At 73.4% G+C, this 21,918-nt stretch carries 20 protein-coding genes and 1 riboswitch; of the genes, 9 read left to right on the top strand and 11 right to left on the bottom strand.

The genetic code is table 11. The annotated features are described in order from the left end of the window. Nucleotides 1-311 precede the first annotated feature (311 nt). Complete coding sequence (locus ABZU46_RS04535; RefSeq protein ID WP_354855074.1) at nucleotides 312-1,190, bottom strand: alpha/beta hydrolase; 879 nt, start codon at nucleotides 1,188-1,190, stop codon at nucleotides 312-314. Nucleotides 1,191-1,327: 137 nt separating this feature from the next. Between ABZU46_RS04535 and ABZU46_RS04540 the strand changes: the two genes are divergently transcribed. From ABZU46_RS04540 to ABZU46_RS04550, 3 genes are all read left to right on the top strand, one after another. Next, on the top strand, nucleotides 1,328-4,780 hold the full coding sequence (locus ABZU46_RS04540) for a BTAD domain-containing putative transcriptional regulator (RefSeq protein ID WP_354855075.1): 3,453 nt from the start codon (nucleotides 1,328-1,330) through the stop codon (nucleotides 4,778-4,780). A 131-nt stretch (nucleotides 4,781-4,911) separates the two neighbouring features. Beyond that, complete coding sequence (locus ABZU46_RS04545) at nucleotides 4,912-6,483, top strand: Na+/H+ antiporter (protein ID WP_354855076.1); 1,572 nt, start codon at nucleotides 4,912-4,914, stop codon at nucleotides 6,481-6,483. 145 nt (nucleotides 6,484-6,628) lie between these two features. Beyond that, the gene (locus tag ABZU46_RS04550; protein WP_354855077.1) at nucleotides 6,629-7,924 is read left to right on the top strand and encodes a hypothetical protein; all 1,296 of its coding nucleotides are present in this window, start codon (nucleotides 6,629-6,631) and stop codon (nucleotides 7,922-7,924) included. Between the two features lie 9 nt (nucleotides 7,925-7,933). Here ABZU46_RS04550 and ABZU46_RS04555 read toward each other — a convergent pair whose 3' ends face one another. The 4 genes from ABZU46_RS04555 to ABZU46_RS04570 form a co-directional block, all read right to left on the bottom strand. Continuing rightward, a complete protein-coding gene (locus ABZU46_RS04555) occupies nucleotides 7,934-8,680 on the bottom strand; it encodes an amino acid ABC transporter ATP-binding protein (protein ID WP_354855078.1) in 747 nt (248 codons plus the stop codon). Then, entirely contained in the window at nucleotides 8,677-9,456 is a 780-nt protein-coding gene (locus tag ABZU46_RS04560; RefSeq protein WP_354855079.1) for an amino acid ABC transporter permease, read from the bottom strand. The genes ABZU46_RS04555 and ABZU46_RS04560 overlap by 4 nt, the downstream gene beginning before the upstream one ends. 39 nt (nucleotides 9,457-9,495) lie before the next feature. Continuing rightward, complete coding sequence (locus tag ABZU46_RS04565; RefSeq protein ID WP_354855080.1) at nucleotides 9,496-10,326, bottom strand: ABC transporter substrate-binding protein; 831 nt, start codon at nucleotides 10,324-10,326, stop codon at nucleotides 9,496-9,498. 346 nt (nucleotides 10,327-10,672) lie between these two features. Then, nucleotides 10,673-10,784, bottom strand: a riboswitch (SAM riboswitch). 83 nt (nucleotides 10,785-10,867) lie between these two features. Beyond that, entirely contained in the window at nucleotides 10,868-12,808 is a 1,941-nt protein-coding gene (locus ABZU46_RS04570; protein ID WP_354855081.1) for an amino acid transporter, read from the bottom strand. Nucleotides 12,809-13,037: 229 nt separating this feature from the next. Between ABZU46_RS04570 and corA the strand changes: the two genes are divergently transcribed. Then, entirely contained in the window at nucleotides 13,038-14,162 is a 1,125-nt protein-coding gene (corA, locus tag ABZU46_RS04575; protein ID WP_354855082.1) for a magnesium/cobalt transporter CorA, read from the top strand. A 16-nt stretch (nucleotides 14,163-14,178) separates the two neighbouring features. On the opposite strand, the gene ABZU46_RS04580 is transcribed toward corA, so the two are convergent. Next, the gene (locus ABZU46_RS04580; protein WP_007457747.1) at nucleotides 14,179-14,364 is read right to left on the bottom strand and encodes a hypothetical protein; all 186 of its coding nucleotides are present in this window, start codon (nucleotides 14,362-14,364) and stop codon (nucleotides 14,179-14,181) included. 384 nt (nucleotides 14,365-14,748) lie between these two features. Between ABZU46_RS04580 and ABZU46_RS04585 the strand changes: the two genes are divergently transcribed. Continuing rightward, nucleotides 14,749-14,955: a hypothetical protein gene (locus tag ABZU46_RS04585; protein ID WP_354855083.1), complete on the top strand. Its 207-nt coding sequence runs from the start codon at nucleotides 14,749-14,751 to the stop codon at nucleotides 14,953-14,955. Here ABZU46_RS04585 and ABZU46_RS04590 read toward each other — a convergent pair. Next, the gene (locus tag ABZU46_RS04590) at nucleotides 14,952-15,467 is read right to left on the bottom strand and encodes a 2'-5' RNA ligase family protein (RefSeq protein ID WP_354855084.1); all 516 of its coding nucleotides are present in this window, start codon (nucleotides 15,465-15,467) and stop codon (nucleotides 14,952-14,954) included. The genes ABZU46_RS04585 and ABZU46_RS04590 overlap by 4 nt on opposite strands. 79 nt (nucleotides 15,468-15,546) lie before the next feature. On the opposite strand from ABZU46_RS04590, the gene ABZU46_RS04595 reads away from it, so the two are divergent. The 3 genes from ABZU46_RS04595 (at nucleotide 15,547) to ABZU46_RS04605 (ending at nucleotide 18,608) form a co-directional block, all read left to right on the top strand. Further along, nucleotides 15,547-16,056, top strand: coding sequence for a DUF664 domain-containing protein (locus tag ABZU46_RS04595; RefSeq protein ID WP_354855085.1), 510 nt, complete (start codon nucleotides 15,547-15,549; stop codon nucleotides 16,054-16,056). Between the two features lie 84 nt (nucleotides 16,057-16,140). Next, on the top strand, nucleotides 16,141-16,530 hold the full coding sequence (locus tag ABZU46_RS04600; RefSeq protein ID WP_354855086.1) for an SCP2 sterol-binding domain-containing protein: 390 nt from the start codon (nucleotides 16,141-16,143) through the stop codon (nucleotides 16,528-16,530). Beyond that, nucleotides 16,527-18,608, top strand: coding sequence for a glycogen debranching N-terminal domain-containing protein (locus tag ABZU46_RS04605; protein WP_354855087.1), 2,082 nt, complete (start codon nucleotides 16,527-16,529; stop codon nucleotides 18,606-18,608). The genes ABZU46_RS04600 and ABZU46_RS04605 overlap by 4 nt, the downstream gene beginning before the upstream one ends. A 1-nt stretch (nucleotide 18,609) precedes the next feature. On the opposite strand, the gene ABZU46_RS04610 is transcribed toward ABZU46_RS04605, so the two are convergent. Together ABZU46_RS04610 and ABZU46_RS04615 are read right to left on the bottom strand one after the other, a co-directional pair. Then, complete coding sequence (locus tag ABZU46_RS04610) at nucleotides 18,610-18,876, bottom strand: hypothetical protein (protein ID WP_354855088.1); 267 nt, start codon at nucleotides 18,874-18,876, stop codon at nucleotides 18,610-18,612. Nucleotides 18,877-18,980: 104 nt separating this feature from the next. Continuing rightward, nucleotides 18,981-19,484, bottom strand: coding sequence for a DinB family protein (locus tag ABZU46_RS04615; protein ID WP_354855089.1), 504 nt, complete (start codon nucleotides 19,482-19,484; stop codon nucleotides 18,981-18,983). A 132-nt stretch (nucleotides 19,485-19,616) separates the two neighbouring features. On the opposite strand from ABZU46_RS04615, the gene ABZU46_RS04620 reads away from it, so the two are divergent. Beyond that, nucleotides 19,617-20,573, top strand: a complete 957-nt coding sequence (locus ABZU46_RS04620; protein WP_354855090.1) for a DUF72 domain-containing protein — start codon at nucleotides 19,617-19,619, stop codon at nucleotides 20,571-20,573. Nucleotides 20,574-20,629: 56 nt separating this feature from the next. Here ABZU46_RS04620 and ABZU46_RS04625 read toward each other — a convergent pair whose 3' ends face one another. Continuing rightward, the gene (locus tag ABZU46_RS04625; RefSeq protein ID WP_354855091.1) at nucleotides 20,630-21,004 is read right to left on the bottom strand and encodes a hypothetical protein; all 375 of its coding nucleotides are present in this window, start codon (nucleotides 21,002-21,004) and stop codon (nucleotides 20,630-20,632) included. Nucleotides 21,005-21,160: 156 nt separating this feature from the next. Continuing rightward, the gene (locus ABZU46_RS04630) at nucleotides 21,161-21,817 is read right to left on the bottom strand and encodes a hypothetical protein (protein WP_354855092.1); all 657 of its coding nucleotides are present in this window, start codon (nucleotides 21,815-21,817) and stop codon (nucleotides 21,161-21,163) included. Between the last annotated feature and the right edge of the window lie 101 nt (nucleotides 21,818-21,918).

Consider the following 21,918-nt stretch of genomic DNA (forward strand, 5'->3'; position numbering starts at 1 on the left):
GCCACCGGCCGCTGTCGTGTCAGGTCGCACGCGCGATCCGGTTCGCGGGTGGCGATGCTTGTGGACGGTCGATGGTCGAGGCGGTCAGCGACTCGCCGTCGTTGGCTGCCGGTAACTGTCTGTGTAGCATCGGTGACCGGCTCTCGTCCACCTGGTGTAAGGTAGCCCTTTCGCAGGTCAGAGCTGGTTTGCGGGGCGTGTGCGCGGCCTACGCGCGAGGGATCGCCGGCACGGCGGCGACCCCTCGCGATCAGTGACGAATAGTGTCGGATATCTTACTTTTCAGCGGGTGTCTTCGTCCGACCCGCGTATCAGCGCAGGAGCAGGTCCCGCAGCGCCCGGACCACCACGGTTGGCGCCTCCTCCGCCATGAAGTGGCCGCAGGTGACCGTCTGGTGCTCCAGGTCCGGGGCCCAGGCCCGCCACACCCCCGCCGCGTCGTAGCCGAGCGCCGCGCCCCAGTCCTGCGCAAGCACGGTCACCGGCATCCGCAGCAGGTTGCCGGCCGCCCGGTCGGCCGCGTCGTGGACGACGTCGATGCCGGCCGACGCCCGGTAGTCGGCGACGATCGAGGTGACCGCGTTGCGGGACGCCCGCAGGTACGTGGCACGTACCTCGGCCGGCAGCGCGTCCGGGTCGCGGGTCCAGACGTCGAGGAAATGGTTGAAGAACGCGTCCGGGCTGGCGCTGATCAGTTCCTCGGGCAGGCCCGGCGGCTGCGCCATGAGGTACAGGTGGAAGGCGACCGCGGCGCTGGCGCCGTGCAGCACGTCCCACATGTCCAGGGTGGGCAGCACGTCGAGCAGGGCGAGCCGGCTGATCGCCGCCGGGTGGTCGAGGCCGGCGCGGAACGCGACCAGGGCACCCCGGTCGTGCCCGGCCAGGGCGAAGCGCCCATGGCCGAGCGCGCCGGCCAGCGCCACGACGTCGGCGGCCATGGTCCGCTTGGCGTACGCCGTGCCGTCGCTGTCCAGGGGCTTGTCGCTGTCGCCGTAGCCACGCAGGTCGGGGCAGATGACCGTGTGGTCGGCGGCCAGGTCGGCCGCCACGTGCCGCCACATGAGGTGGGTCTGCGGGAAACCGTGCAACAGCACGACCGGTGGTCCGGAGCCACCCACGGCGGCGGTGAGCGTCACGCCGTCGGCGACGGTGACGCGCTGGTAGTCGAATCCGTTGATCCTCGGCTGCACGGAAAACCTTCCTGGGAAGCGGGGTCGGCGGGCGGGGCGCCCGTCGCCGTCGTACGTCATCGAGGCTGCCCGGTGGTGATCAGCAGACGGTCAGCGCCGGATCAGTGCGGGCCGGCACGGCCGCCTAGATTGGTGCCATGACCAGGCAACCGACGCCGCCGGTGGGGGTGACGTTCGGCGTACTCGGGCCGGTGACCGCCACCGCCGCGGGCGGCCCGGTCCCGCTGCGGGGACACCGGCAGCGCCTGGTGCTGGCCCGGTTGCTGATCGCCCACGGCCGGGTGGTGCCGGTGGAACGCCTCGTCGACGACCTGTGGGAGGTCCCGCCGGACGGCGCGGTGGGCGCGATCCGCACCTTCGTCGCCGACCTGCGCCGGGCGTTGGAGCCCGACCGGCCGCCCCGGCAGCCACCCCGCCTCCTGGTCACCGAACCCCCGGGGTACGCGCTGCGGGCCGCCCCGGACACGGTGGACGCCGACCGCTTCGAGGCGGCCGTCGGCGAGGCGGGACGGCTGCTGGGCGGGGAACTGCCCGCGCCGGCCCTGACCGCGCTGGACGCGGCGCTCGGGCTGTGGCAGGGTCCCGCGTACGCGGACTGCGCGGGCGCCCTCTGGGCCGTCGCGGAGATCAACCGGTTGAACGAGCTGCGGATGCTCGCCGTCGAGCGGCGCGCCGAGGCGCTGCTCGCGCTGGGTCGTCCGGACGAGGCCGCCGCCGACCTGCCAGCCCACCTCGCCAGCCATCCGCTGCGGGAGGACGCCTGGCGGCTGCTCGCGCTGGCCCGGTACCGCGCCGGCCGGCAGGGCGAGGCGCTGGCCGCGTTGCGCGAGGCCCGCGACGTCCTGGTGGCTGAGCTGGGTCTGGACCCGGGGCCCGAGCTGCGCCGGCTGGAGGCCGACATCCTGGCTCAGGCGCCACACCTGACCCAGGCCCCCGCCGTGGCCGTGGCCGTGGCAGACCGTGCCGGACCCGTTCGGGAGGGTGGGTCCGCAGCGGCGCCGCAGCGACCGTTCGTCGGGCGGGACGCGGAGCTGGAGCGGCTGCGGCACGCGGGCCAGGTCGCCGCCCGGTCCGGCCGGCCCACGCTCGCCCTGCTCAGTGGGGAGCCGGGCGCCGGCAAGACCGCCCTGGCCGAGGCGCTGACCCGGCAGCTCGCCACCGAGGGCTGGACCACTGCCTGGGGCCGCAGTCCCGAGTACGAGGGCGCCCCGGCCGCCTGGCCGTGGACCCAGATCACCGACACGCTCACCGAGCCGTCCGGGTCGGGCGGGCCGGCGGGACCGAGCGAGCTGTCGGGGTCGGGCGAGCCGCTGGACGGCGGTGGGACGGCCGGGACCGGTGGCGCGGGCGACCCCGCCGTGGCCCGGTTCCGTCGGCACCGCGCGGTGGCGTCGTTGGTCTCCGCCGTCGCCGACCGGGGGCCCCTCCTGCTGGTCCTGGACGACCTGCACCGCGCCGACGGCGACACGCTGGATCTGCTCACCGCCCTGCTCGCCGGGCCGCAGCAGGCCACCGGGCCGGTGCTGGTCCTGGGCACCTACCGGGCCACCGAGATCAACCCGGAGCTGACCGCCGCCCTGGCCCGCGCCGCCGGGCTCGAACCGGTGCGCGTATACCTCGGCGGCCTGTCTCCCGAGGCGACCGGCGAGCTGGCCCGCGCCCTCGTCGGAGGGGACCTGGACCCGCCCACCGTCGGGCTGATCCATCACCGCAGCGGCGGCAACCCGTTCTTCGTCCGGGAGCTGGCCCAGTTGTACGCCGGTGCGGGCGGCGCGGCGCTGGCGGCGGTGCCGCCCGGGGTGCGTGATGTCATCCGGCACCGCCTCGCCCAGTTGCCCGCACCGACCCGTACCGTGCTGCGGCAGGCGGCGATGCTCGGCCGGGACGTCGACCCCGCGGTGCTCGGCGCGCTGACCGGCGACCCGGCGGCGCTGCTGGACGCCGTGGACCGCGCGTTGCAGGCCGGGTTCCTGACCGAGCGGGAGCCCGACGGGCGACTGCGGTTCACCCACATCCTGGTCCGCGACACGCTCTACGCGGACCTGTCCGCGGCGCGTCGCGCGGCCTGGCACGCCGCCGTCGCCGAGGCGTTGCGGCGGCGCCAGCCCGTCGACCCCGCCACGCTCGCCCACCACCTGCTGCGTGCCGGCGGCCCGGCAGCCGCCCACCAGGCCGCGGGCTACGCCCGTACCGCCGCCGAACAGGCCGAACGCGCCGGCAACCCGCACGAGGCGGCCCGGCTGTGGGCGCAGGTCATCGACGCGTACGACCGGGCCGGGGGGACCGAGCGGCGCGAGCGGTTGAGCGCGGTGCTGGGTCTGGGGCGGGGGCTGGCGGTGACGGGCCGGTTGGCCGAGGCACGGACGTACCGCGCCGAGGCGATCGCCGACGCCGAGGCGGTCGGTGACCCCCGGCTGACGGCGGAGGTGCTGGCCGGTTTCGACGTGCCCGCCATCTGGACCCGCAACGACGACGACCTGCTCTCCGCGCGGATCGTCGGCGCCGCCGAGAACGCCCTGACCGGCCTCGGCCCGACCGGCTCGGCGCAGCGCAGCCGGCTGCTGAGCACGCTCGCGCTGGAGCTGCGCGGCACCACCGGTGACCGTGGCCGCCGGGCCGCCGCCGAGGCCGAGCGGATCGCCCGGACCGTCGCCGACCCCGGGTTGCTGGCCTTCGCGCTGAATGCGCGGTTCATGCACGCCTTCCACCGCGTCGGGCTGGCCGCCGAGCGGGCCCGGATCGGCGCGGAGCTGATCGACCTGGCCACTGCGCGCCAATTGGTGACCTTCGAGGTGCTGGGTCACCTCATCCTGGTCCAGTCGGGCTGCGCGCGAGCCGACCGGGCCGGCGCGGACGAGCACGCCCGTGCCGCCGACCGCCTCGCCCAGCGGTACGAGTTGCCGCTGGTCGGGGTCTTCACCGGCTGGTACGCCGCGCTGCGCCGGGCGTTGGGCGGCGACCGGGAGGCGGCGGCGACCGCGTACCGGGCGGCCGCCGAACCGCTCCCCGCCGACGCCATGCCGGGTCTGGCCCACGGACTGCTGCCCCTCGCCCTGCTCGGCCTGCGCCTGGCCGAGGCCGTCAGCGCCGACCCGCTGGCGCACGCGCCGACAGGTGCGCGCCGAACGGGCTACGACCAGCCGGTGTCCGGGTCGGCCGGCCAGCGGCCGATCCCCGGGCCGGACGACGAGGACTGGGCGGGCCTGGACTGGGGGCCGCACGAGCCGTGGGTCCGCCCGCTGCTGGTCGCGGCCGAGGGGGACCTCGGCGCCGCCCGAGCGGCCCTGCGGGTCCTCCCGGACGGGCCGCACGACCTGCTGCGGGAGGTGCGGCTGTGCCTCACCGCGCGGGCCGCCCTCGCCGTCGGCGACCGGCCCACCATGGAGCGCGTCGCCGCCGCGCTCCGGCCGGCCGCCGGCGAACTGGCCGCCGGCAGCGGGGTGCTCACCGTCGGCCCGGTGGCCGGGCACCTCGCCGACCTGGCCACCGCCCTGGGCCACGACGAGGAAGCCGCCGTGCACCGTCGTACCGCCCGCCTGCTCACCGCCCGCCTGCTCACCGCGCGCGTCCGCACCGCCGATCCGGCCTGACCCGGCCGGGGGCGCGTCCCCCGCGCTCGGACGCCCGGCGACTTGCCCGTTCCTGTGGAACCGGCAACCGGGGTGCGATCAGATGGAACAACCCGGCGTTCGTCGTCGGCCGGGGATCGAGGGGGTACGCCGTGCAGGTGCTCGTCCTGATCGTGGTGGTGGGCGTCACCGTCCTGGTCGGCACCACCCTCGGCGGCCGGTACCGGGTGGCGCCGCCGGTGCTGCTCATCGGGTTCGGGGTGCTGCTCGGGCTGGTGCCGCCGCTGTCCGAGGTGACCCTGGAGCCGGACCTGGTGCTGCTGATCTTCCTGCCCGCGATCCTCTACCGGGAGAGCCTCACCATCAGCCTGCGCGAGATCCGGGCCAACCTGCCGGTGATCGGGCTGCTCGCCGTGGTGCTCGTGGTGCTCACCATGGTCACGGTGTCCCTGACCGCGCAGGCGCTCGGCGTGCACCCGGCAGCCGCCTGGGTGCTGGGCGCGGTCCTCGCGCCGACCGACGCCGCAGCGGTCACCGGCCTGGCCAAGCGGCTGCCCCGGAAGCTGCTCACCACTCTGCACGCGGAGAGTCTGATCAACGACGGCACCGCCCTGGTGATCTTCGGGGTGACCGTGGGTCTGCTCACCCAGAGCGAGAAGCCGGGGGTGCTGGGCATCGGCGAGGAGTTCGTCGGGGCGGGCGTCGGCGGGGTGGTCGCCGGTCTGCTGGTGGGCGCCGCCGTGGTGCTGATCCGCAAGCGGCTCGACGACCCGCTGCGCGAGGGGGCGCTGAGCGTGCTGACACCGTTCGGCGCGTTCCTGCTCGCCGACTCGGTGCACGCCAGCGGTGTGCTGGCCGTCGTGGTCGCCGGCCTGGTGCTGGCGTACGCCGGTCCGCGGGTGATCCGCGCCCGGTCCCGGGTGCTGGCGTACGCGTTCTGGGACCTGTCCACGTTCCTCATCAACGGCGGGCTGTTCGTGCTGCTCGGCACGCAGATCCCCCGGGCGGTGAAGGACATCTCCAGCACCTCGCCGGGCCGGGCCCTGGCGATCGTGCTGGTGGTCACCCCGGTCGTCGTCGCCACCCGGCTGCTGTTCCTCTACCTGACGGCGGAGTCGGCGAAGCTGCGCCGCCGGATGCTGGACGAGGACCAGTCGGCGTCCAACTGGCGGGTGGGGATCGTGGCCGGCTGGTCCGGTTTCCGGGGCGCAGTGTCGCTCGCCGCCGCGCTGGCCGTCCCGACGATGACGGCCGCCGGTAAACCGGTGGCCGAACGCGACCTGATCATCTTCGTCACCGCGCTGGTCATCGTCGTGATCATGCTTGTGCAGGGCACCACCCTGCCGCTGGTGGTGCGCTGGGCGGGGCTGACCGGCGACCCCGAACGCGTCGACGAGGCCCGGCAGGCCCGCCTGCGCGCCACCCAGGCCGGCCTGGACGCGCTGCCGCAGGTCGCCGCCGAGGTCGGCGTCGAGGGGGAGGCGGTACGTCGACTACAGGCCGAGTACCAGCGGCACCTGGAGGACGTCAACGACAGCGGTGGGCGTACCGCCGAGGAACGCCGGCTGGACCGCCGACTGCGCCTCGGCGTCCTGGCCCACAAGCGGCGGGAGCTGACCCGGCTGCGCGACAACCGGGAGATCGACGACCTGGTGCTCCAGGAGCTTCAGGCCGCCCTGGACAACGAGGAGATCCGGCTGCTGGGGCGGGGACCCAACGAGTGAACACCCGCCGGTGCGGCCCGGTCCGGGCCTGACGGATTGGTGACACCGCCCGCCACGCGTGCGGGACATTCGGCCACGTCGTCGGCGGGTACGGTAAGAACCGGTTCGGCGTCCGTCGATGTGTTCGGTCCGCGAGGGGGTGCCCATGACCACCGGAGGGAGCGAGGCCGACCTGCGGGCGGTCACCGAGCGGGAGTTCCTCGACGAGCTGGTGGCGGTCACCCGCGAACGCGTCGCCACCGAGTTCCTCTACCTGATGGCGCAGGACGACGCCGTCATCGGCGTCCAGTGGGAGCAGCCCGGCGTGGACCACCTCCGCCGCTACCGGGTGCGTGACGCCTGCCCGCACTGCGTCGTCCTCGCGGGGGTGTTGGCGCTGGCGCCGATGCTGCCGCTGGACGTGCTGCGCGCCGGGCGCACCCGAGGGCAGTACGAGACGGTGCTGCGCACCGGCCGGCTGCCCCACCTGGCGTTCGCCCGTCCGGCCGGTCCGCCCGGCGCGAGCTGGCTGGGGGACTGCCACGCGGTCGACGGTGACCCGCACTCCGCCGCCGACTGCCCGAGGCACGCCGTGGCCTCGCCCACCGGCGACCCGCTGGAGCTGCGCCTCGGGTCGCTGCCCCGGGCCGTCCGGGAGCTGTACCCGCACGACGGCGCCGCGACCGCCGACCTGGCGCAGCGGTTGCGGATCGCCCAGGACTGGCGGGCCGACGCGCAGGCGGTGGCGAGCGGCATCCGCGAGGCGGCGGCGACCTGGGCGTTCCTGCGCACCTCCTGCGTGCTGGGCGTGCCGGTGCCCGGCGTCAACGGTCTCGTGCTCACCCTGCCACCGGGCCCGGCCCCGGACGACCGGCCCCTGTCCGAGCTGCACGCCGCGACGGTGCGCGCCGTGCCCACCGGTGGCCCGCTGCCCTACCAGGAGCGGGCCTGCCTGCTGCCGGAGCCGGCGTCGGGAACGCACCGCATGCCGACGTACGCCGGCGCAATGGACCTGACCGCCGCGGCGCCGGTGCGTACGCTGCGGCTGCCGTCGCCCCGCCGGCCGCTGAGCACCACCGGCCGGGGCGTGCTGCTGCTCTACGAGGCCCGGCACGCCATGGGCCGGCACGTCGCGAGCGCTCCGGTGCGCGACGCCGCGTACTGGGATTCCGAAGCGGCGTTGAACGTCTTCGAGTTCACTCTGCTGGAGCGGGTCGCCGGGCGGCACTACCAGGAGGCGGTGGCCGCCTACCTTCAGGCGCTGCGCCGGGAGGGCGACCTGCTCACCCGCCCGCACAAGGTGCTCGACCGGCGCCGGCGCAAGGCGCTCTCGCTGGCGTTCGGCGGGCTGGACGACGAGGAGCTGCACCTGTGGGCGTCGGTCGCGTACCGCAACGCCATCCTGGAGCTGCTCGGCGACCTGAAGGCGTTCGCGGTGCACCTGCGCCTCCAGGCCGGCTGAGCGGTCGTCTCAGAGCACCTGGGCGAGGAAGCGGCGGAGCCGGGGATGCTCGGCGCCCTCGAAGATCCTCTCCGGCGGGCCGGCCTCCAGCACCACACCCCGGTCCATGAAGGCGACGGTGTCGGCGACGTGCCGGGCGAAGCCCATCTCGTGGGTGACCACCACCATCGTCATTCCGGCGGCGGACAGGTCGGCCATCACCCCGAGCACCCCCTTGACCAGTTCCGGGTCGAGCGCCGAGGTGGCCTCGTCGAAGAGCATCACCTCGGGCCGCAGCGCCAGCGCCCGGGCGATCGCCACCCGCTGCTGCTGACCACCGGAGAGCTGCGCCGGCCGGGCATCGGCCTTGCCGGCGAGCCCCACCAGCTCCAACTGGGCGCGGGCGACGGCCACCGCCTCGTCCTCGCCGAGCTTGCGCAGCCGGCGCAGCGCCAGGGTGACGTTGCGCAGCACGCTCATGTGCGGGAAGAGGTTGAACTGCTGGAAGACCATGCCCACCCGCTGGCGCAGCGCGTCCGGATCGTCGCGCAGGACGCTGCGCCCGTCCAGCAGCACGTCGCCGCGGTCGGGCTCGATGAGCCGGTTGAGGGTACGCAGCAGAGTGGACTTGCCCGACCCGGACGGCCCGATCACGCAGGCGGTCCCACCGCGCTGCACGGTCAGGTCGACGCCGCGCAGCACGCGGTTCGGCCCGAAGGCCAGGTGGACGTCGCGCGCCTGGAGGCTGACCGAGGTGGTGGTCGCGGTGGTGGTCATCGCCGGTCTCCTTCCGGGGCCCCGGTCAGCGCCGGGTCGTCCTCGTCCTCGTCGTCGGCGGGTGCGGTGGCCGGCCGGCCGTGGCGCAACCGCCGGTCGATCGCGTTCACGACGTGCGTCAGCGGGACGGTCAACGCCAGGTAGAAGAGTCCGGCGAGCAGCAACGCGGACTCGTTGCCGGTGGTGGCCGCATAGTCCTGCCCGATGCGGAACAGCTCCCGCTGGCTGGCCACCAGGCCGAGGAAGTAGACCAGGCTGGAGTCCTTGATCAGCGCGATGAGCTGGTTGACCCAGGCGGGCAGCACCCGCCGGATGCCCTGCGGGATGATCACCAGCCGCATCGCGTCGGCCCAGGAGAAGCCGAGTGCCCGCGCGCCCTCCAACTGGGCCGCCTCCACCGACTGGATGCCGGAGCGGAAGATCTCCCCGATGTACGCCGCCGCGATCAGCGACAGCGCGAGGATGCCCAGCGGGTACGGGTCCGGTCCCCAGACCTGCATGCCGAGCGGTGCCAGCCCGACGCCGATCAGCAGGATCGTCGCCGCGGCCGGCAGCCCTCGGAAGACGTCGGTGTAGACGCGCGCCGGCCAGCGCAGCCACCGGCTGCGGGAGATGCCGGCCACGGCCAGCAGCAGGCCGAACACCGTGCCGAGCAGGGCGGCGGAGACCGCCAGGATCAGCGTGTTGGGCAGCCCGACGGTCAGCATCTCGGGCAGCGCCTCGCGCATCGCGTCGGCGTCGAAGAAGGTCTCCCACAAGGTGCTCAACGGATCCATCGGTCGCCTCTCCTACCGCCCCGCTCGCTCGTCACCGGTTCAGGACGCGGCCGACGCCGACGCCGACGGCGCGGCGGACGCCGACGGCGCCGCCACGGTGCCGCTGCCCGGGGTGAAGTCCGCCGGGATCGGGCGGCCCGGGTAGTACTGGGCCTGCAACCGGCTCCAGGTGCCGTCGGCGATCACCTCGTCGAGGCCCTTGTTCAGCGCCTCGCGCAGCTTGTCGCTGCCCTTGGCCACGGCGTACGCGGTCGGTGCCGGGCTGAGCTGCTTGGCCGCCACGGTGATCTTGCCGTTGCTGTCGGCGGCCGACTTCTCGCCGATCTCCGCCGGGGCGATCCACGCGTCGGCGGTGCCCGCCTTGAGCTGGTTGAGCGCGCCGTTGTAGTCCGGCACCCGCACCGGGTCGAGCTGCTTGCCGGTGGCGTAGTCGTCCTGGACGGTGCCCTGCACCACCACGACCCGCTTGCCGGCGAGCTGGTCGAACCCGGTGATCGGCGAGCCGGCCGGCACGTCCAGCCCGAAGTAGCCGAAGTCGTAGCCGTTGCCGAAGTCGACTGTCTTCTTCCGCGCCTCGGTGATCGTGATCGAGGAGCTGCCGACGTCGAACTTGTGGTTGTTGACCTGGGAGAGCAGCGCGGAGAAGTCGGTGCCGACGAACTCGACCTTCAGGCCGAGCTTGCCGGCGACCGCGGTCAGCAGGTCGTTGTCGAAGCCGGTGAACTTACCGTCCTTGAGGTACACGTTCGGTGGGGCGTCGGTCAGCGTGCCGGCACGCAGCACGCCGGCCTGCGCCAGGCCGTACGGGTTGCCAGCGGTGTCGTTCGAGGCGTCGTCGGTGCCGCAGGCGGTCAGCGCGCCGGCAACCACAAGGGCCGCCCCAACGGCAACGGCACGGCTCAAGCCAGAAGAAAATCGCACGGGTGTCTCCAAAAGGGTGCGTCGACCCGGTCGATCGTGAAGTTGTTGCCCCGACACGCCGGTCGGGCGGGCAACAACGTCATGATCGACGCGAGGGTGGGTGGGCGTGGTGCGCCCGGGGGAGGGGAGGGAGGGGAGGGGTTAGCGCGTGGGGTGGTGGTTACACGCCGCGCTGCACATTCGCATCAGGTCCACGTGGCGACGCCGGGTCAGGGGCGGCGTGAGCCGACCGGCCGGTGGCGTGGGGCTGAGGATGCGCATACGGTCTCCCGGGTCTGTTGCTGACCTGGGTGCCAGGCCACGCTTGCGCCGGCGTCCTGCCGGTGCCTGGTCTTCACCCGGGGCACCCCACCGCGGAGGAGGGTTGCCGGCCAGCGAGCCGGGGCTTCGCGCTGGCACTCATGACCTGCGGCGAGGCTAGCAGCTCCCACCGGTGGATCGTCCAGCCGTTATGACCACGCTCACCACCGGCGACGGTTCGACCGGCAGGTCAACCGGTGTGCACGTGCGGCCGGCGGCGCGGGTCGGGCTCCTGGCGACGCAGGATCTCCCGGGTGACCGAGGCGATGGCGCCCTGCCCGAACGCCAGGTAGCGCAGGAGGTTGCGACCCGGGCCACCCTCGCTCCATTCGAAGTAGATGTGTGGGCGTCGCCTGCTCCGGTCGCGGATCTCCAACAGCAGGGCGGCGAGCGCGGTGGGCACCGAGGAGCCGGTCAGGCTGAGCACCGGGTAGCTGTCGTGCGCCACGCTGCCGCGCACCGGCAGCTCGGTCTCGAAGTCCGACGGGTCGGTGACGTGGACCTCGACGAAGATGACGTCGCTGTCGTCGGGGAAGTCGTTGTCCGCCATGGTCTGTGCCAGCTTGGCGCGGTATTCGGCCGGGTCGCGGCGGTCCGGCTCGTGCGCGATGAGGCGGATCCGACGGGTGGCACGCTCGTCGATCATCCGGGCGGCGACCGGATCCAGCTCGACGTGGTCGACTCGCACCTCGTAGGCCCGTACGAGCCGGGACAGCACCGACACCAGGATCATCCCGCCGATGAAACAGGCGGCGATCTTGACGCCGTCGGGGCGTTCCACGACGTTCGCCAGGGTGGTGTAGACGAAGATCAGCGCGATGGCCCCGAAGGCGTACATCCGCCCCCGCTGCCGCCGTCGTCGCGCCGCGAGGGTCACGGCCGTCGCCGCCGAGGTGATCAACACCAGGACCCCGGTGGCGTACGCGCCGCCCTGCGCGTCCACGCTGGCGGAGAAGATCACCGTGATCAGGAATGCCACCGAGGTGAAGACCAGCACCAGCGGCCGGACCGCCCGCGCCCAGGTAGGGGCCATACCGTAGCGCGGCAGATACCGGGGTACGAGATTGAGCAGCCCGGCCATCGCCGACGCGCCCGCGAACCACAGGATCCCGATCGTGGACAGGTCGTAGACGGTGCCGAAAACGCCGCCGAGGTGCTGGTGCGCCAGGTAGGCCAGCGCCCGGCCGTTCGCCGGCCCGCCCGGTTTGAACGCCTCCGGCGGGATCAGCACGGTGGTGGTCACACTGCTGGTGATCAGGAAGACGCTCATCGTCGCGGCGGCGGTGGTGAGCAGCCGCCGCGCCCCCCGGATCCGGCCCAGCGGCCGGTCCTCCGAGTCCTCGCGATCCCCCCGGATGTGCGGCATCACGGCCACCCCGGTCTCGAAACCGGACAGGCCCAACGCCAGCTTCGGGAACACCAGCAGGGACAGCCCGACCACCAGCAGGGGATCGCCGTGTCCGGTGCTCAGCGCGGTGGTCCAGTCCCCGACCGCGCTCGGGTGGGTCACCACCCGCCACAGCGCGTCGGCGATCACCACCGCGTTCAGCGCCAGGTAGACCGCGACCAGGACGACGGCGATCCCGATGGCCTCGCCGAATCCCTTGAGGAACACCGCGCCCAGCAATGCCACCAGCAGCAGCGTGATGGCCACCTCGTGTCCCTTGAGCCCGCTCGGCCAGAACGGGTTCTCGTCGAGGTGGGCGGTCGCGTCCGCCGCCGAGAGGGTGATGGTGATGATGAAGTCGGTGGCCGCGAAACCGAGCAGCACCAGCACCAACAGCTTGCCCGGCCAGTAGCTCAGCAGGCGTACGAGCATCGCGATCGAGCCCTCACCGTGCGGGCTCTCCACCGCCACCCGCCGGTACACCGGCAGCGCGCCCAGCAGCGTCACCAGCACCAGCACCAGCGTCGCCACCGGCGACAGCGCCCCGGCCGCGAGCGCCGCGATGCCCGGCTGGTAGCCCAGCGTCGAGAAGTAGTCGACACCGGTCAGGCACATCACCTTCCACCACGGGTGGTGCCGATCCTCAGGCGGGCGGCCGCCCGGGCCGGAATGCCGCGCGGCCCGCTCCGTACCGCCGTCGAGCAGCCAACCGCGCAGCCGCCCGGCGCGCCTGTTGCCCTGCACCGGCGCTTCCCCCGTCCTCCGCCCATGGTCACCGCGAGTATCCGCCCGGCCACACGCGCCCGTCCCCAGGTACGCCGAACCCGCCCGTACCGGGTGGGGACGGCCGGCGAGTCGGAGGGTTTCGGGCCGGGGGCAGGGGGGATGCAGCGCCTCCGGCGCGCCTCGCACCGAATCGTCCGGTCGGGCCGGGAGGCCGCCGGATCGGATGCCACCGGGGAAGGAGCGGGTCATGGTCGGCGGCCGTCGCTTCCGCCCGGGTGGTGGCTTCGGCCGTCAGCTCGACGAGCACGAGACCCGCGTCGGCGTGCCGCCGCCGGAGCCGCCCCCGCCCGCCGGTGGCATGGTGGACAGTGCCGTCTACATCCGGGGACACCGGATCGCGTCGCCGGCCGGCCTCGCCGAGACGTACTCCTGCCTACAGGAGCAGGACGACGCGATGGCCTGGATCGGGTTGTACCGGCCCGACATCGACCAGATCTCCTCGCTGGCGCGCGAGTTCCGCCTGCACGACCTGGCGGTGGAGGACGCGATCAACGCCCACCAGCGACCCAAGCTGGAGCGGTACGGGCACACGCTGTTCGTGGTGTTGCGTGCCGCCCGCTACGACGACCTGCGGGAGGAGGTCGAGTTCTCCGAACTGCACCTGTTCATCGGGCCCGGTTTCGTGGTGACGGTCCGCCACGGCGAGGTCCCCGACCTGGCGGCGGTCCGGCGACGGATGGAGGCCGACGCGCCGATGCTCGCCCAGGGGCCCGAGGCGGTCCTGTACGCGATCCTCGACCAGGTCGTCGACGGGTACGCGCCGGTGGTCGCCGGGTTGGAGAACGACATCGACGAGATCGAGACCCAGGTCTTCGGGGGTGACCCGAACGCCAGCCGGCGCATCTACGGGCTCAGCCGGGAGGTCATCGAGTTCCAGCGGGCCGCCCGGCCGCTGCTCACCATGCTCGACGCGTTGGCCACCGGCGCCGGCAGCTACGGCACGGACGAGGAGCTGCTCCGCTACCTGCGTGACGTGACCGACCACCTCACCCAGGTTGTCGAGCGGGTGGACGGGTTCCGGCACCTGCTGCAGAACATCCTCACCGTCAACGCCACACTCGTCTCGCAGCAGCAGAACGAGGAGATGCGCAGCCTGACCGCGGCCAGCTACGCGCAGAACGAGGAGTTGAAGAAGGTCTCCTCGTGGGCCGCGATCCTGTTCGCCCCCACGCTCATCGGCACCGTGTACGGCATGAACTTCGTCCACATGCCGGAGCTGAACTGGCGCTTCGGCTACCTGTTCGCGCTGCTGCTGATGCTGCTGGTCTGCGGAACCCTCTATCTGGTCTTCAAGCGCCGCGGCTGGCTCTAGCAGCGGGGCGCGAGGCTCACTCGATGCCGCGCAGGATGTGCCGCTCGTCCTCGCTGTCGTCGTCACCGGCGCCGATGCGACCGAGCAGCACGGCGGCGGCCCAGATGGTCAGGGGCGTGGCCGCCCCGGTCATCCCGCCACCGGTCCGGTCGTGGCTGGTCTGGCTCCGCTCCGTGCGCGGTGGCCTGCGCTGAGCCTGCATGGGCCCTGCCTCTCCTCGTCGAAGCCGCCGCGGGCGGCCCGCTCGCGCGGGTCACCACCGGTACGGCATCCACGTCGAACCATCCCACGCCCGGCCGCATCCGCACCCCCTGTTTTCGGTTTCCCGACTGTCGCCCGCCAAACCGGACATCTCGCCTCGATGGTGCACCGACCGGCCGAATGGGTAGCGAGGTACAGGTGAGCGGATCTCTCGACACCGCCGTCCGGGTCGCCACCGGACGTGAAGCCCTGCCCCGCTACCTCGTCGCGGCGACGCTCGCCCGCGGCGCGGACGCCGGCGCGACCGTGGGAGTGGTGTTGCTGGCCACCGTGTCGCAGGTCGGGGCGACCCGGCCGGCGCTGCTCGGCGTACGCGCCGGACGCCGTGCGGACGCAGGTGTTCGTGTCGACGGCGGCCCTGAAGGTGGCCGCCGGCTCGCTCGGGACCGGGCTGGCCGGTGCGCTCGCCCCGCTGGGTCCGCGCCTGCTGGTGGCCGGGGCATCCATCGCGCTCGCCGCAGCGGTGGCGGCGAGCGTGTCCGCGCGGCGGCGCGTCGACCGCCAGGACGGCTGGGACGTTGACAAACCCTAGGCCAGCGGATGGGTGATGCCGCGGGCGTGGTCGGTGAGGGCGGCGCCGACCACGGTCGCCGCCAGCGGCAGCACCTCCAGGCAGCGGCGCACCGCGGCGGCCATCAGCGTGTTCGGCACCCGCATGGACAGCGTGCAGTGCGGCACCCAGCGCCCCGGCTGGTAGTGCTCGACCAGGGTGATCCCGGCGGCGGCGAGCCGGCCGTGCACCAACCGGTGGTGCGCGAGCAACTCCGGGGTGGGCGCCGGGCCGAGCCAGAGCACCCGTCCGACGAACTGCCCCGCGTACTGGAAGTCCAGTCGTAGTGGGGCCGCCACGACCGTTCCGCGCAGCGCCTCGGCGACCTGTTCGGGGTCGAAGCGGGGCGCGACCGCGAGCGACACGTGCGGGCGGTGGCGCTGCTCCAGCAGCGAGCGCATGCTCTGCACGCCCTCGGCCTCCAACGCGTCCCACAACACCCGGATCCGCCGGGTGGCGTCCGGGTCCAGATACAGCTCCAGCGCCGCGACCACGTGATCACCGTAGCGGCCGAGGTCTGGCTGTCGGTGTCGGGCGGTACCGTGATCGGAAACCGACCAGGAGGCGTGCCCCGTGGACGTGAGTGACCTGCTGACCGAGACGTACGACCGGCTGCCCGACCTCGTCCGCGCGGCGGTCGACGGCCTCACCCCGGAGCAGCTGCGTCGGGCGCCCGGCGAGGGCGCCAACCCGGTCGGGTGGCTGGTCTGGCACCTCACCCGCGTCCAGGACCACCACGTCGCCGACCTGCTCGACGCCGAGCAGATCTGGGTCAACGGGGACTGGGCGGGGCGGTTCGGGCTCACCGCCGACCCGCACAACACCGGCTACGGCCACACGCCCGCGCAGGTGGCGGAGGTGCGCCCGGAGAGCGCGCAGGCGCTGATCGACTACTACGAGGCGGTTTCGGCGCGTACCGGATCGTTCCTGGCGGGGCTGCGCCCGGCGGACCTGGACCGCGTGGTGGACGAGTCGTGGGACCCGCCGGTCACTCTCGGCGTGCGGCTGGTCAGCATCGCCGACGACGACCTGCAACACGCCGGGCAGGCCGCCTACGTCCGCGGCCTCGTCGAGGCCGTCTGACCCGCGTCCCCCGGTTCACCCGGTTCGGGTGACTCCCGCTCACCCCGCGCCGGGTGATTCTGCGGGGATGCGGGAGGTGACCTGATGGGTACGACGGCGGCGCGGTTCCTGCAGGACCTGGACGCCGGCCGGCGCCCCGACCTGTCCGAGACCACCGCCGGGACGCTGCGGCTGGACATGCGCGGCGACGGCTGTACCGATCACTGGTACCTGACCGTCGCTGACCAGCACGTCCAGGTGACCCGGTCGGCCGACGACGCCGACCTGCTGGTCCGCGCCGATCGGGCGGTCTTCGACGAGTTGGCCAGCGGTCAGCTGCACCTCGCCGAGGCGTTGCTGCGCAACGAGCTGACCGTGCGGGGCGACATGGCACTGCTGTTGCTGCTGCGGCGGATCTTCCCCGGCCCGGCCGACGCCCGGCATCCCCGTGCGCTGGGCCGGGCGGCCCTCGCGAGACAGGAGGGGTCGCGATGAGGCAGGAGCAGGTGCACGTGATCGCCGGCAACGTGTTCGCGATCAGCGACGCCCAGGGCGACATGGAGGTCGACCCGCAGGCGCCGGTCGGGCTCTTCTCGTTCGACACCCGCTTCCTGTCGCGGTGGGTGCTCAGCGTCGACGGGGAACGCCTCAACGCGCTCTCCCGCGACGACATGACGTACTTCGAGACCCGGTTCGTCCTGGTGCCCGGTGCGGCGAGCCACTACGTGGACGCCGACGTGTCGATCATCCGGCACCGCTCGGTGCACGACTGCTTCCACGAGCAGATCACCGTGCTCAACCATTCGCCGAAGCCCGCCGACTTCACCGTGCGGATGGAGGTGGGCGCTGACTTCACCGACATCGCCGAGATCGCCGACGTCGCACGGCCCCGACCGCGGGCCGTCCACGTCGCGGTCGACGCCCACCGTGCGGCACTCGTGCTGCGCTACGAGCGGGAGCGGTTCGGCCGCGTCACCACGGTGCACAGCACCGCCCCCGCCGAGGTCGACGAGGAGGGGCTCACGTTCCGGATCAGCGTTCCGCCCGAGGGGAAGTGGGAGACCACCCTGCACGTCAGCATGACGATGCGGGGCGAGGGTGACCGGGACATGCGCGCCGATCTGGAGTCGCACCAGCAGGTCCTGCGGCGGGGAATGGGTGACGACCTGACCGCGTGGTTGGCCCGGGCCCCGCAGTTGGTGGCCGAACGGGCGGGCCTGGAGGAGACGTACCAGGGCGCTCTGGCCGCCCTGGCGGCGCTGCGGTACCAGCCGCTGGCGTACACCGACCGGGTGCCGGTCGGCGGCCTGCCGTGGGCGATGGGAATGTGCGGGCGGGACAGCATCATCACCTGCCTGCAGAGCCTGGCGTTCACCCCCGAACTGGCCCGCGCGACGCTGCGGATGCTGGCGCTGCTGCAGGGTGGCCAACTCGACGACGAGCACGACGAGGAGCCGGGCAAGATCCTGGTCCAGTTGCGCTACGGCGAGTTGGCCGCGTTCGGGGAGCGGCCCAACGCGCTGTACTACGGCGCGGCCGACACCACCCCGCTGTTCGTGGTCCTGCTCGACGAGTACGAGCGCTGGTCCGGCGACGCGGAGCTGGTCCGCGAGCTGCGCCACCCGGCCCGGCGGGCGCTGGACTGGATCGACGAGTACGGCGACATGACCGGCGACGGTTACGTGCGCTACCAGCGCCGCAACGAGCGGCACGGCGCGGTGAACCAGTCCTGGAAGGACTCCCGGGACGCGATCGTCGACGCGCACGGGCGGTTGCCCGCGTTTCCCCGCGCCACCTGCGAGTTGCAGGGCTACGCGTACGACGCGAAGCGGCGCGGCGCCCGGCTGGCCCGCGAGTTCTGGGGCGAGCCCGAGTACGCCGACCGGCTCGATCGGGAGGCGACGGCGCTCAAGGAGCGGTTCAACCGGGACTTCTGGTTGCCGCACCGGGAGTACTACGCGTTGGCGCTGGACCCGTACGGCGAGCAGGTCGACGCCCTGACGTCCAACATCGGGCACCTGCTGTGGAGCGGGATCGTCGCGGACGATCGCGCCGAGGCGGTCGCCGAGCACCTGCTCGGGCCGCGGCTGTTCAGCGGCTGGGGGGTGCGGACGTTCGCCACCGGCCAGCGCCCGTACAACCCGGTGGGCTCGCACCTCGGGGCGGTGTGGCCGTCGGACAACGCCCTGATCGCCGCCGGTCTGCGGCACTACCGTTTCGACACGCACGCGGCCCGGATCGCGGCCGGCATCTTCGACATGGCGCAGACGCTCGGCGGAGCGGTGCCGGAGCTGATCGCCGGCTACGAGCGGAGCCTGACCAAGTATCCGGTCCAGTTGCCCTCGGCCGGTCGTCCCCAGTCGTGGTCCTCGGGCGCGCTGCTGATGTTGCTGGGCACCCTGTTGGGCCTGCGGCCCACCGGCGAGAACCTGCTGGTGAATCCCGCCCTGCCGAGCGGCTTCGGCGGTATCGAGCTGCTCGACATCCCCGGCCGTTGGGGGCACACCGACGCGTACGCCGGTGATCGCTCCACCCAGGCGGAGGCCCGCCCGCGGACCCGGCGGCGACCGTGACTCAGCGGCCGTCGCTCCGGGCTGTCGCACCGCCGGCGTCCTGATCGAGGGACGGGGACACGTGGGCCGGGGGAGGCCGCCGGCGGTGCGCCTGGGCGCGACGGAAATCCTGCACGGCGAGGCTCAGGCCGGCCAGCTCGTCGGGGCGCGGCGCGGCACGCACCGCCGTCAGGAGCAGCACGACCGGACGCGTGTCGGTCGACGGATCGACGGGGAAACCGCCGAGCAGCCGCTCGGCGGTTTCCTGGTTCATCCGGTCCGCGTTCATCTCGTGTCCCTCAGCGCCCACCCCCCGGGCGATGTCACATCGGCGCCCGGAGCGGGAACCGGTGGTGACAGCACGAGGCGAAGCGCCCGAGGGCGGGCCGGGGCTCAGCCCATGGTCTTCGACTCGTCGATCGCCTCACGCAGGATGTCGGCGTGCCCCGCGTGCTGCGACGTCTCGGCGATGAGGTGCAGCAGCACCCGGCGGACCGTCCAGCTCGCACCCGGCTCGAACCAGGGCGCCTGCGGCAGCGGGTGGGCCGCGTCCAGATCGAGGGTGGCGATCAGCTCGTCGGTGTGGGCGGCCACCGCCTGGAACCGCTCGACCAGCCCGGCCAGGGTCTCGCCCGGCGCCATCCGGAACTGACCGACCCAGTCGATCTCCTCGCGCTGCATGGCCTCCGCGCCACCCACGGCGAACAGCATCCACCGCTCCTCGGTGCCGGCGACGTGCTTGATGAGCCCGCCCGGGCAGAGCTCGCTCACGGTGCTGCGGGCGGCGGCCTGCTCGTCGGTCAGCCCGTCGACGGTCTGCAGGAGGAAGCCCCGGTGCCGGCGCAGCGTCTGCAGCAGGTCGGCCCGTTCCCCGGTGAGCTGCGCGGTGCTGGTCATGGTGTTGCCCTTCGGTCGAGGTCCGTCGGGCGCCAGCCTAGGACCGGGCACCGACACTTCGGGGTCGGACACGACGGGAGCGCCGGCCGCCAGCGGTTGCCGATCGGGGCGCGGGACTGTCCACTGAATGACATGGGTGTGATCAAGGTGGGCACGTCGTCCTGGGCGGACCAGACGTTGCTGCGCTCCGGCTGGTATCCGCGCTCGGCCAACACGCCGGCCGGCCGGCTGGCCTACTACGCGGGACGGTTCCCGCTGGTCGAAGTGGACACGTCCTACTACGCCGTTCCGGTGCCGGAGACGACACAGGGCTGGGTCGACGCGACACCCGACGACTTCACCTTCAACGTCAAGGCGTTCAGCCTCTTCACCGGGCATCCCACGCCGGTCGCCGTGCTGCCCCGGGATCTGCGGCCGGCCGGCGGCCCGAGCCGGGTCCGCCGTCGCGATCTGCCCGAGCAGGCGTACGACGAGCTGTGGGCCCGCTTCCAGGCGGCGCTGGACCCGATCGCGGCCGCCGGCAAGCTCGGCGCGGTGCTGTTGCAGTTTCCGCCCTGGTTGGCGCGCGGCGCCGCCGCCGAGCGTCGCATCGTGGAGCTGGCGCAGCGGTGCCGGCCGTGGCGGGTGGCGGTGGAGCTGCGGCACGCCTCCTGGTTCGACGGCGCCGGCGCGGCGGCGACCCTGGACCTGCTGCGCGCGCACGACCTGTCCCTGGTCTGCGTCGACATGCCACAGGGGCACCCGTCGTCGGTGCCGCCGATCCTGACGCGGACGGCGGAGCCCGCGATCGTCCGCTTCCACGGCCACAGCGACGCGTGGGGCGACGGCGACAAGCAGGACAAGTTCCGCTACGCGTACGACGAGTCGGAGCTGCGGGACTGGGCCGCGCGGCTGGCGGAGCTGGCCGGCGACGTCGACGACCTGCATGTGCTGTTCAACAACTGCTGCGCCGGGCAGGCCCAGCGCGACGCCACCCGGCTGGCGCAGTTGCTCGCCGAGACCATGCTCGCCGATCCGCGGGTGCCGCCCGGGCCGCGTGGACCGGCCGACGGTCAGACCGTCGCGGCGCGGGCCACGTCGAGCGGCTGACGGACCGCTGCCCGCGTGCACCCCGTTTGGAGCGGGCACGCGGGCAGCGCCGTTGATCAGGAGCGTCGACCCCGGGTGCGCAGCGCGTCCTGGGACCGCTCGTTGACGTCCGCGTCGTCGGGGAAGCTCCGACCGCTGGGCGCCGGATCCGGTGGCGCTCCCGGCCCGGCCGTCGTCGTGCGGGTGGGTTCGACCGAACCGAAGCCGTGCCGTCCGGCCGGACCGCTCCGGCCGGCCGGGGCGCCCGCGCGCCGCTCACCGCGCCGTCCCTCGGGCACCGCTGTCTCCTCGCTGCCCTCGTCCATCGGCGAGTCGTCGTCCGCGCCCCAGGGCGCGTCGGCGTCGAAACCGTCGTCGGCGCGCCACGGTTTGACCGCCTCCGGGACCGGCCGGTCACCGCCGCCTCTGCTGCGTCTCTCGTCTGCCGCCATGGCCACCTCGCTCGTCGGTCCGCCGCTGCCGGCGGACGGATTGCCCGTCCCCGGGCCGGTCCTGCCCGCTCGGCACGCCATAGCGCGTGGCGGGCGCGTGGGGTCGGCCGGCGCCCCGCCGTCGACGGTCCGGTGGGAAGCCGGCCGGCCCGACGCTCAGCGTCCGGCCATGGCCATCTGCCGCTTTCCCATGCCCATGCCCATCTTGCCCATGCCCATCTTGCCCATGCCCATCTTGGCCATGCCCATCGGCGCGCTGCGCATTCCGCTGGTGCGGCTGAGGATCCCGCGCAGCACCTGACCTGGCTTCTGCTGCTCACTCATGTACGCCGTGACCACGACCAGTGATCCCGTCAGCGCCGGAATCGCCCACTGGAGCAGCTTCATCTGCCGCTGCGAGGAGGCGACGCTGGCCGGCGTCTGGTGGCTGGGTTCCGTGGCGCCGTTCACCGGCGGGCCGCCCGCCTTCTCCAACCGCATGCCGACCAACCGGCTGTAGCCCGTGACCGCGAGCGCGCCGATCGTCAACGCCGTCTTGATGGCGCTGGCCCGGCCGACCCCGCGCTGGGCCACCACCCGTGGGCTCTCCGTGACCAGTTCCCCGACCGCACCGGCCAGGTGCGCGCCGATCGCGGCCGCGTTGACCGGAGTCCACTTCGACCAACCGGCCGAGGCGACCGGAAGTCGCTGGGTCGAGTCGTTGATTTTCGCCGCTGCGCCGTTGACGCCGAAGGCACCCATGAGGGAGCCGCCGAACCAGGCCGCCAGACCCAGATCGTGCATCGAGCGCAGTGCGGTGTGTCGTTCGGACATGTGATCCCCTTCCGCCGTGTCGGGCGAAGCGGCTTACCCGCCGCCCGGGCGGCTAACCCCGTCGCCCGCCGGTCGATCCCGCGTCGCGCCGACACGACGGG

Source organism: Micromonospora sp. NPDC005197 (genome assembly GCF_040608295.1).
Taxonomy (GTDB): domain Bacteria; phylum Actinomycetota; class Actinomycetes; order Mycobacteriales; family Micromonosporaceae; genus Micromonospora.

Bases quoted from the DNA above. Each gene is read 5' to 3' on its own strand.
- ABZU46_RS04605 (WP_354855087.1), top strand. From the start codon at position 16,527: ATGAGGCAGGAGCAGGTGCACGTGATCGCCGGCAACGTGTTCGCGATC.
- ABZU46_RS04540 (WP_354855075.1), top strand. From the start codon at position 1,328: ATGACCAGGCAACCGACGCCGCCGGTGGGGGTGACGTTCGGCGTACTC.
- ABZU46_RS04615 (WP_354855089.1), bottom strand. From the start codon at position 19,484: ATGACCAGCACCGCGCAGCTCACCGGGGAACGGGCCGACCTGCTGCAG.
- ABZU46_RS04620 (WP_354855090.1), top strand. From the start codon at position 19,617: ATGGGTGTGATCAAGGTGGGCACGTCGTCCTGGGCGGACCAGACGTTG.
- ABZU46_RS04560 (WP_354855079.1), bottom strand. From the start codon at position 9,456: ATGGATCCGTTGAGCACCTTGTGGGAGACCTTCTTCGACGCCGACGCG.
- ABZU46_RS04630 (WP_354855092.1), bottom strand. From the start codon at position 21,817: ATGTCCGAACGACACACCGCACTGCGCTCGATGCACGATCTGGGTCTG.
- ABZU46_RS04550 (WP_354855077.1), top strand. From the start codon at position 6,629: ATGACCACCGGAGGGAGCGAGGCCGACCTGCGGGCGGTCACCGAGCGG.
- ABZU46_RS04625 (WP_354855091.1), bottom strand. From the start codon at position 21,004: ATGGCGGCAGACGAGAGACGCAGCAGAGGCGGCGGTGACCGGCCGGTC.
- corA (WP_354855082.1), top strand. From the start codon at position 13,038: ATGGTCGGCGGCCGTCGCTTCCGCCCGGGTGGTGGCTTCGGCCGTCAG.
- ABZU46_RS04610 (WP_354855088.1), bottom strand. From the start codon at position 18,876: ATGAACGCGGACCGGATGAACCAGGAAACCGCCGAGCGGCTGCTCGGC.
- ABZU46_RS04580 (WP_007457747.1), bottom strand. From the start codon at position 14,364: ATGCAGGCTCAGCGCAGGCCACCGCGCACGGAGCGGAGCCAGACCAGC.
- ABZU46_RS04555 (WP_354855078.1), bottom strand. From the start codon at position 8,680: ATGACCACCACCGCGACCACCACCTCGGTCAGCCTCCAGGCGCGCGAC.
- ABZU46_RS04600 (WP_354855086.1), top strand. From the start codon at position 16,141: ATGGGTACGACGGCGGCGCGGTTCCTGCAGGACCTGGACGCCGGCCGG.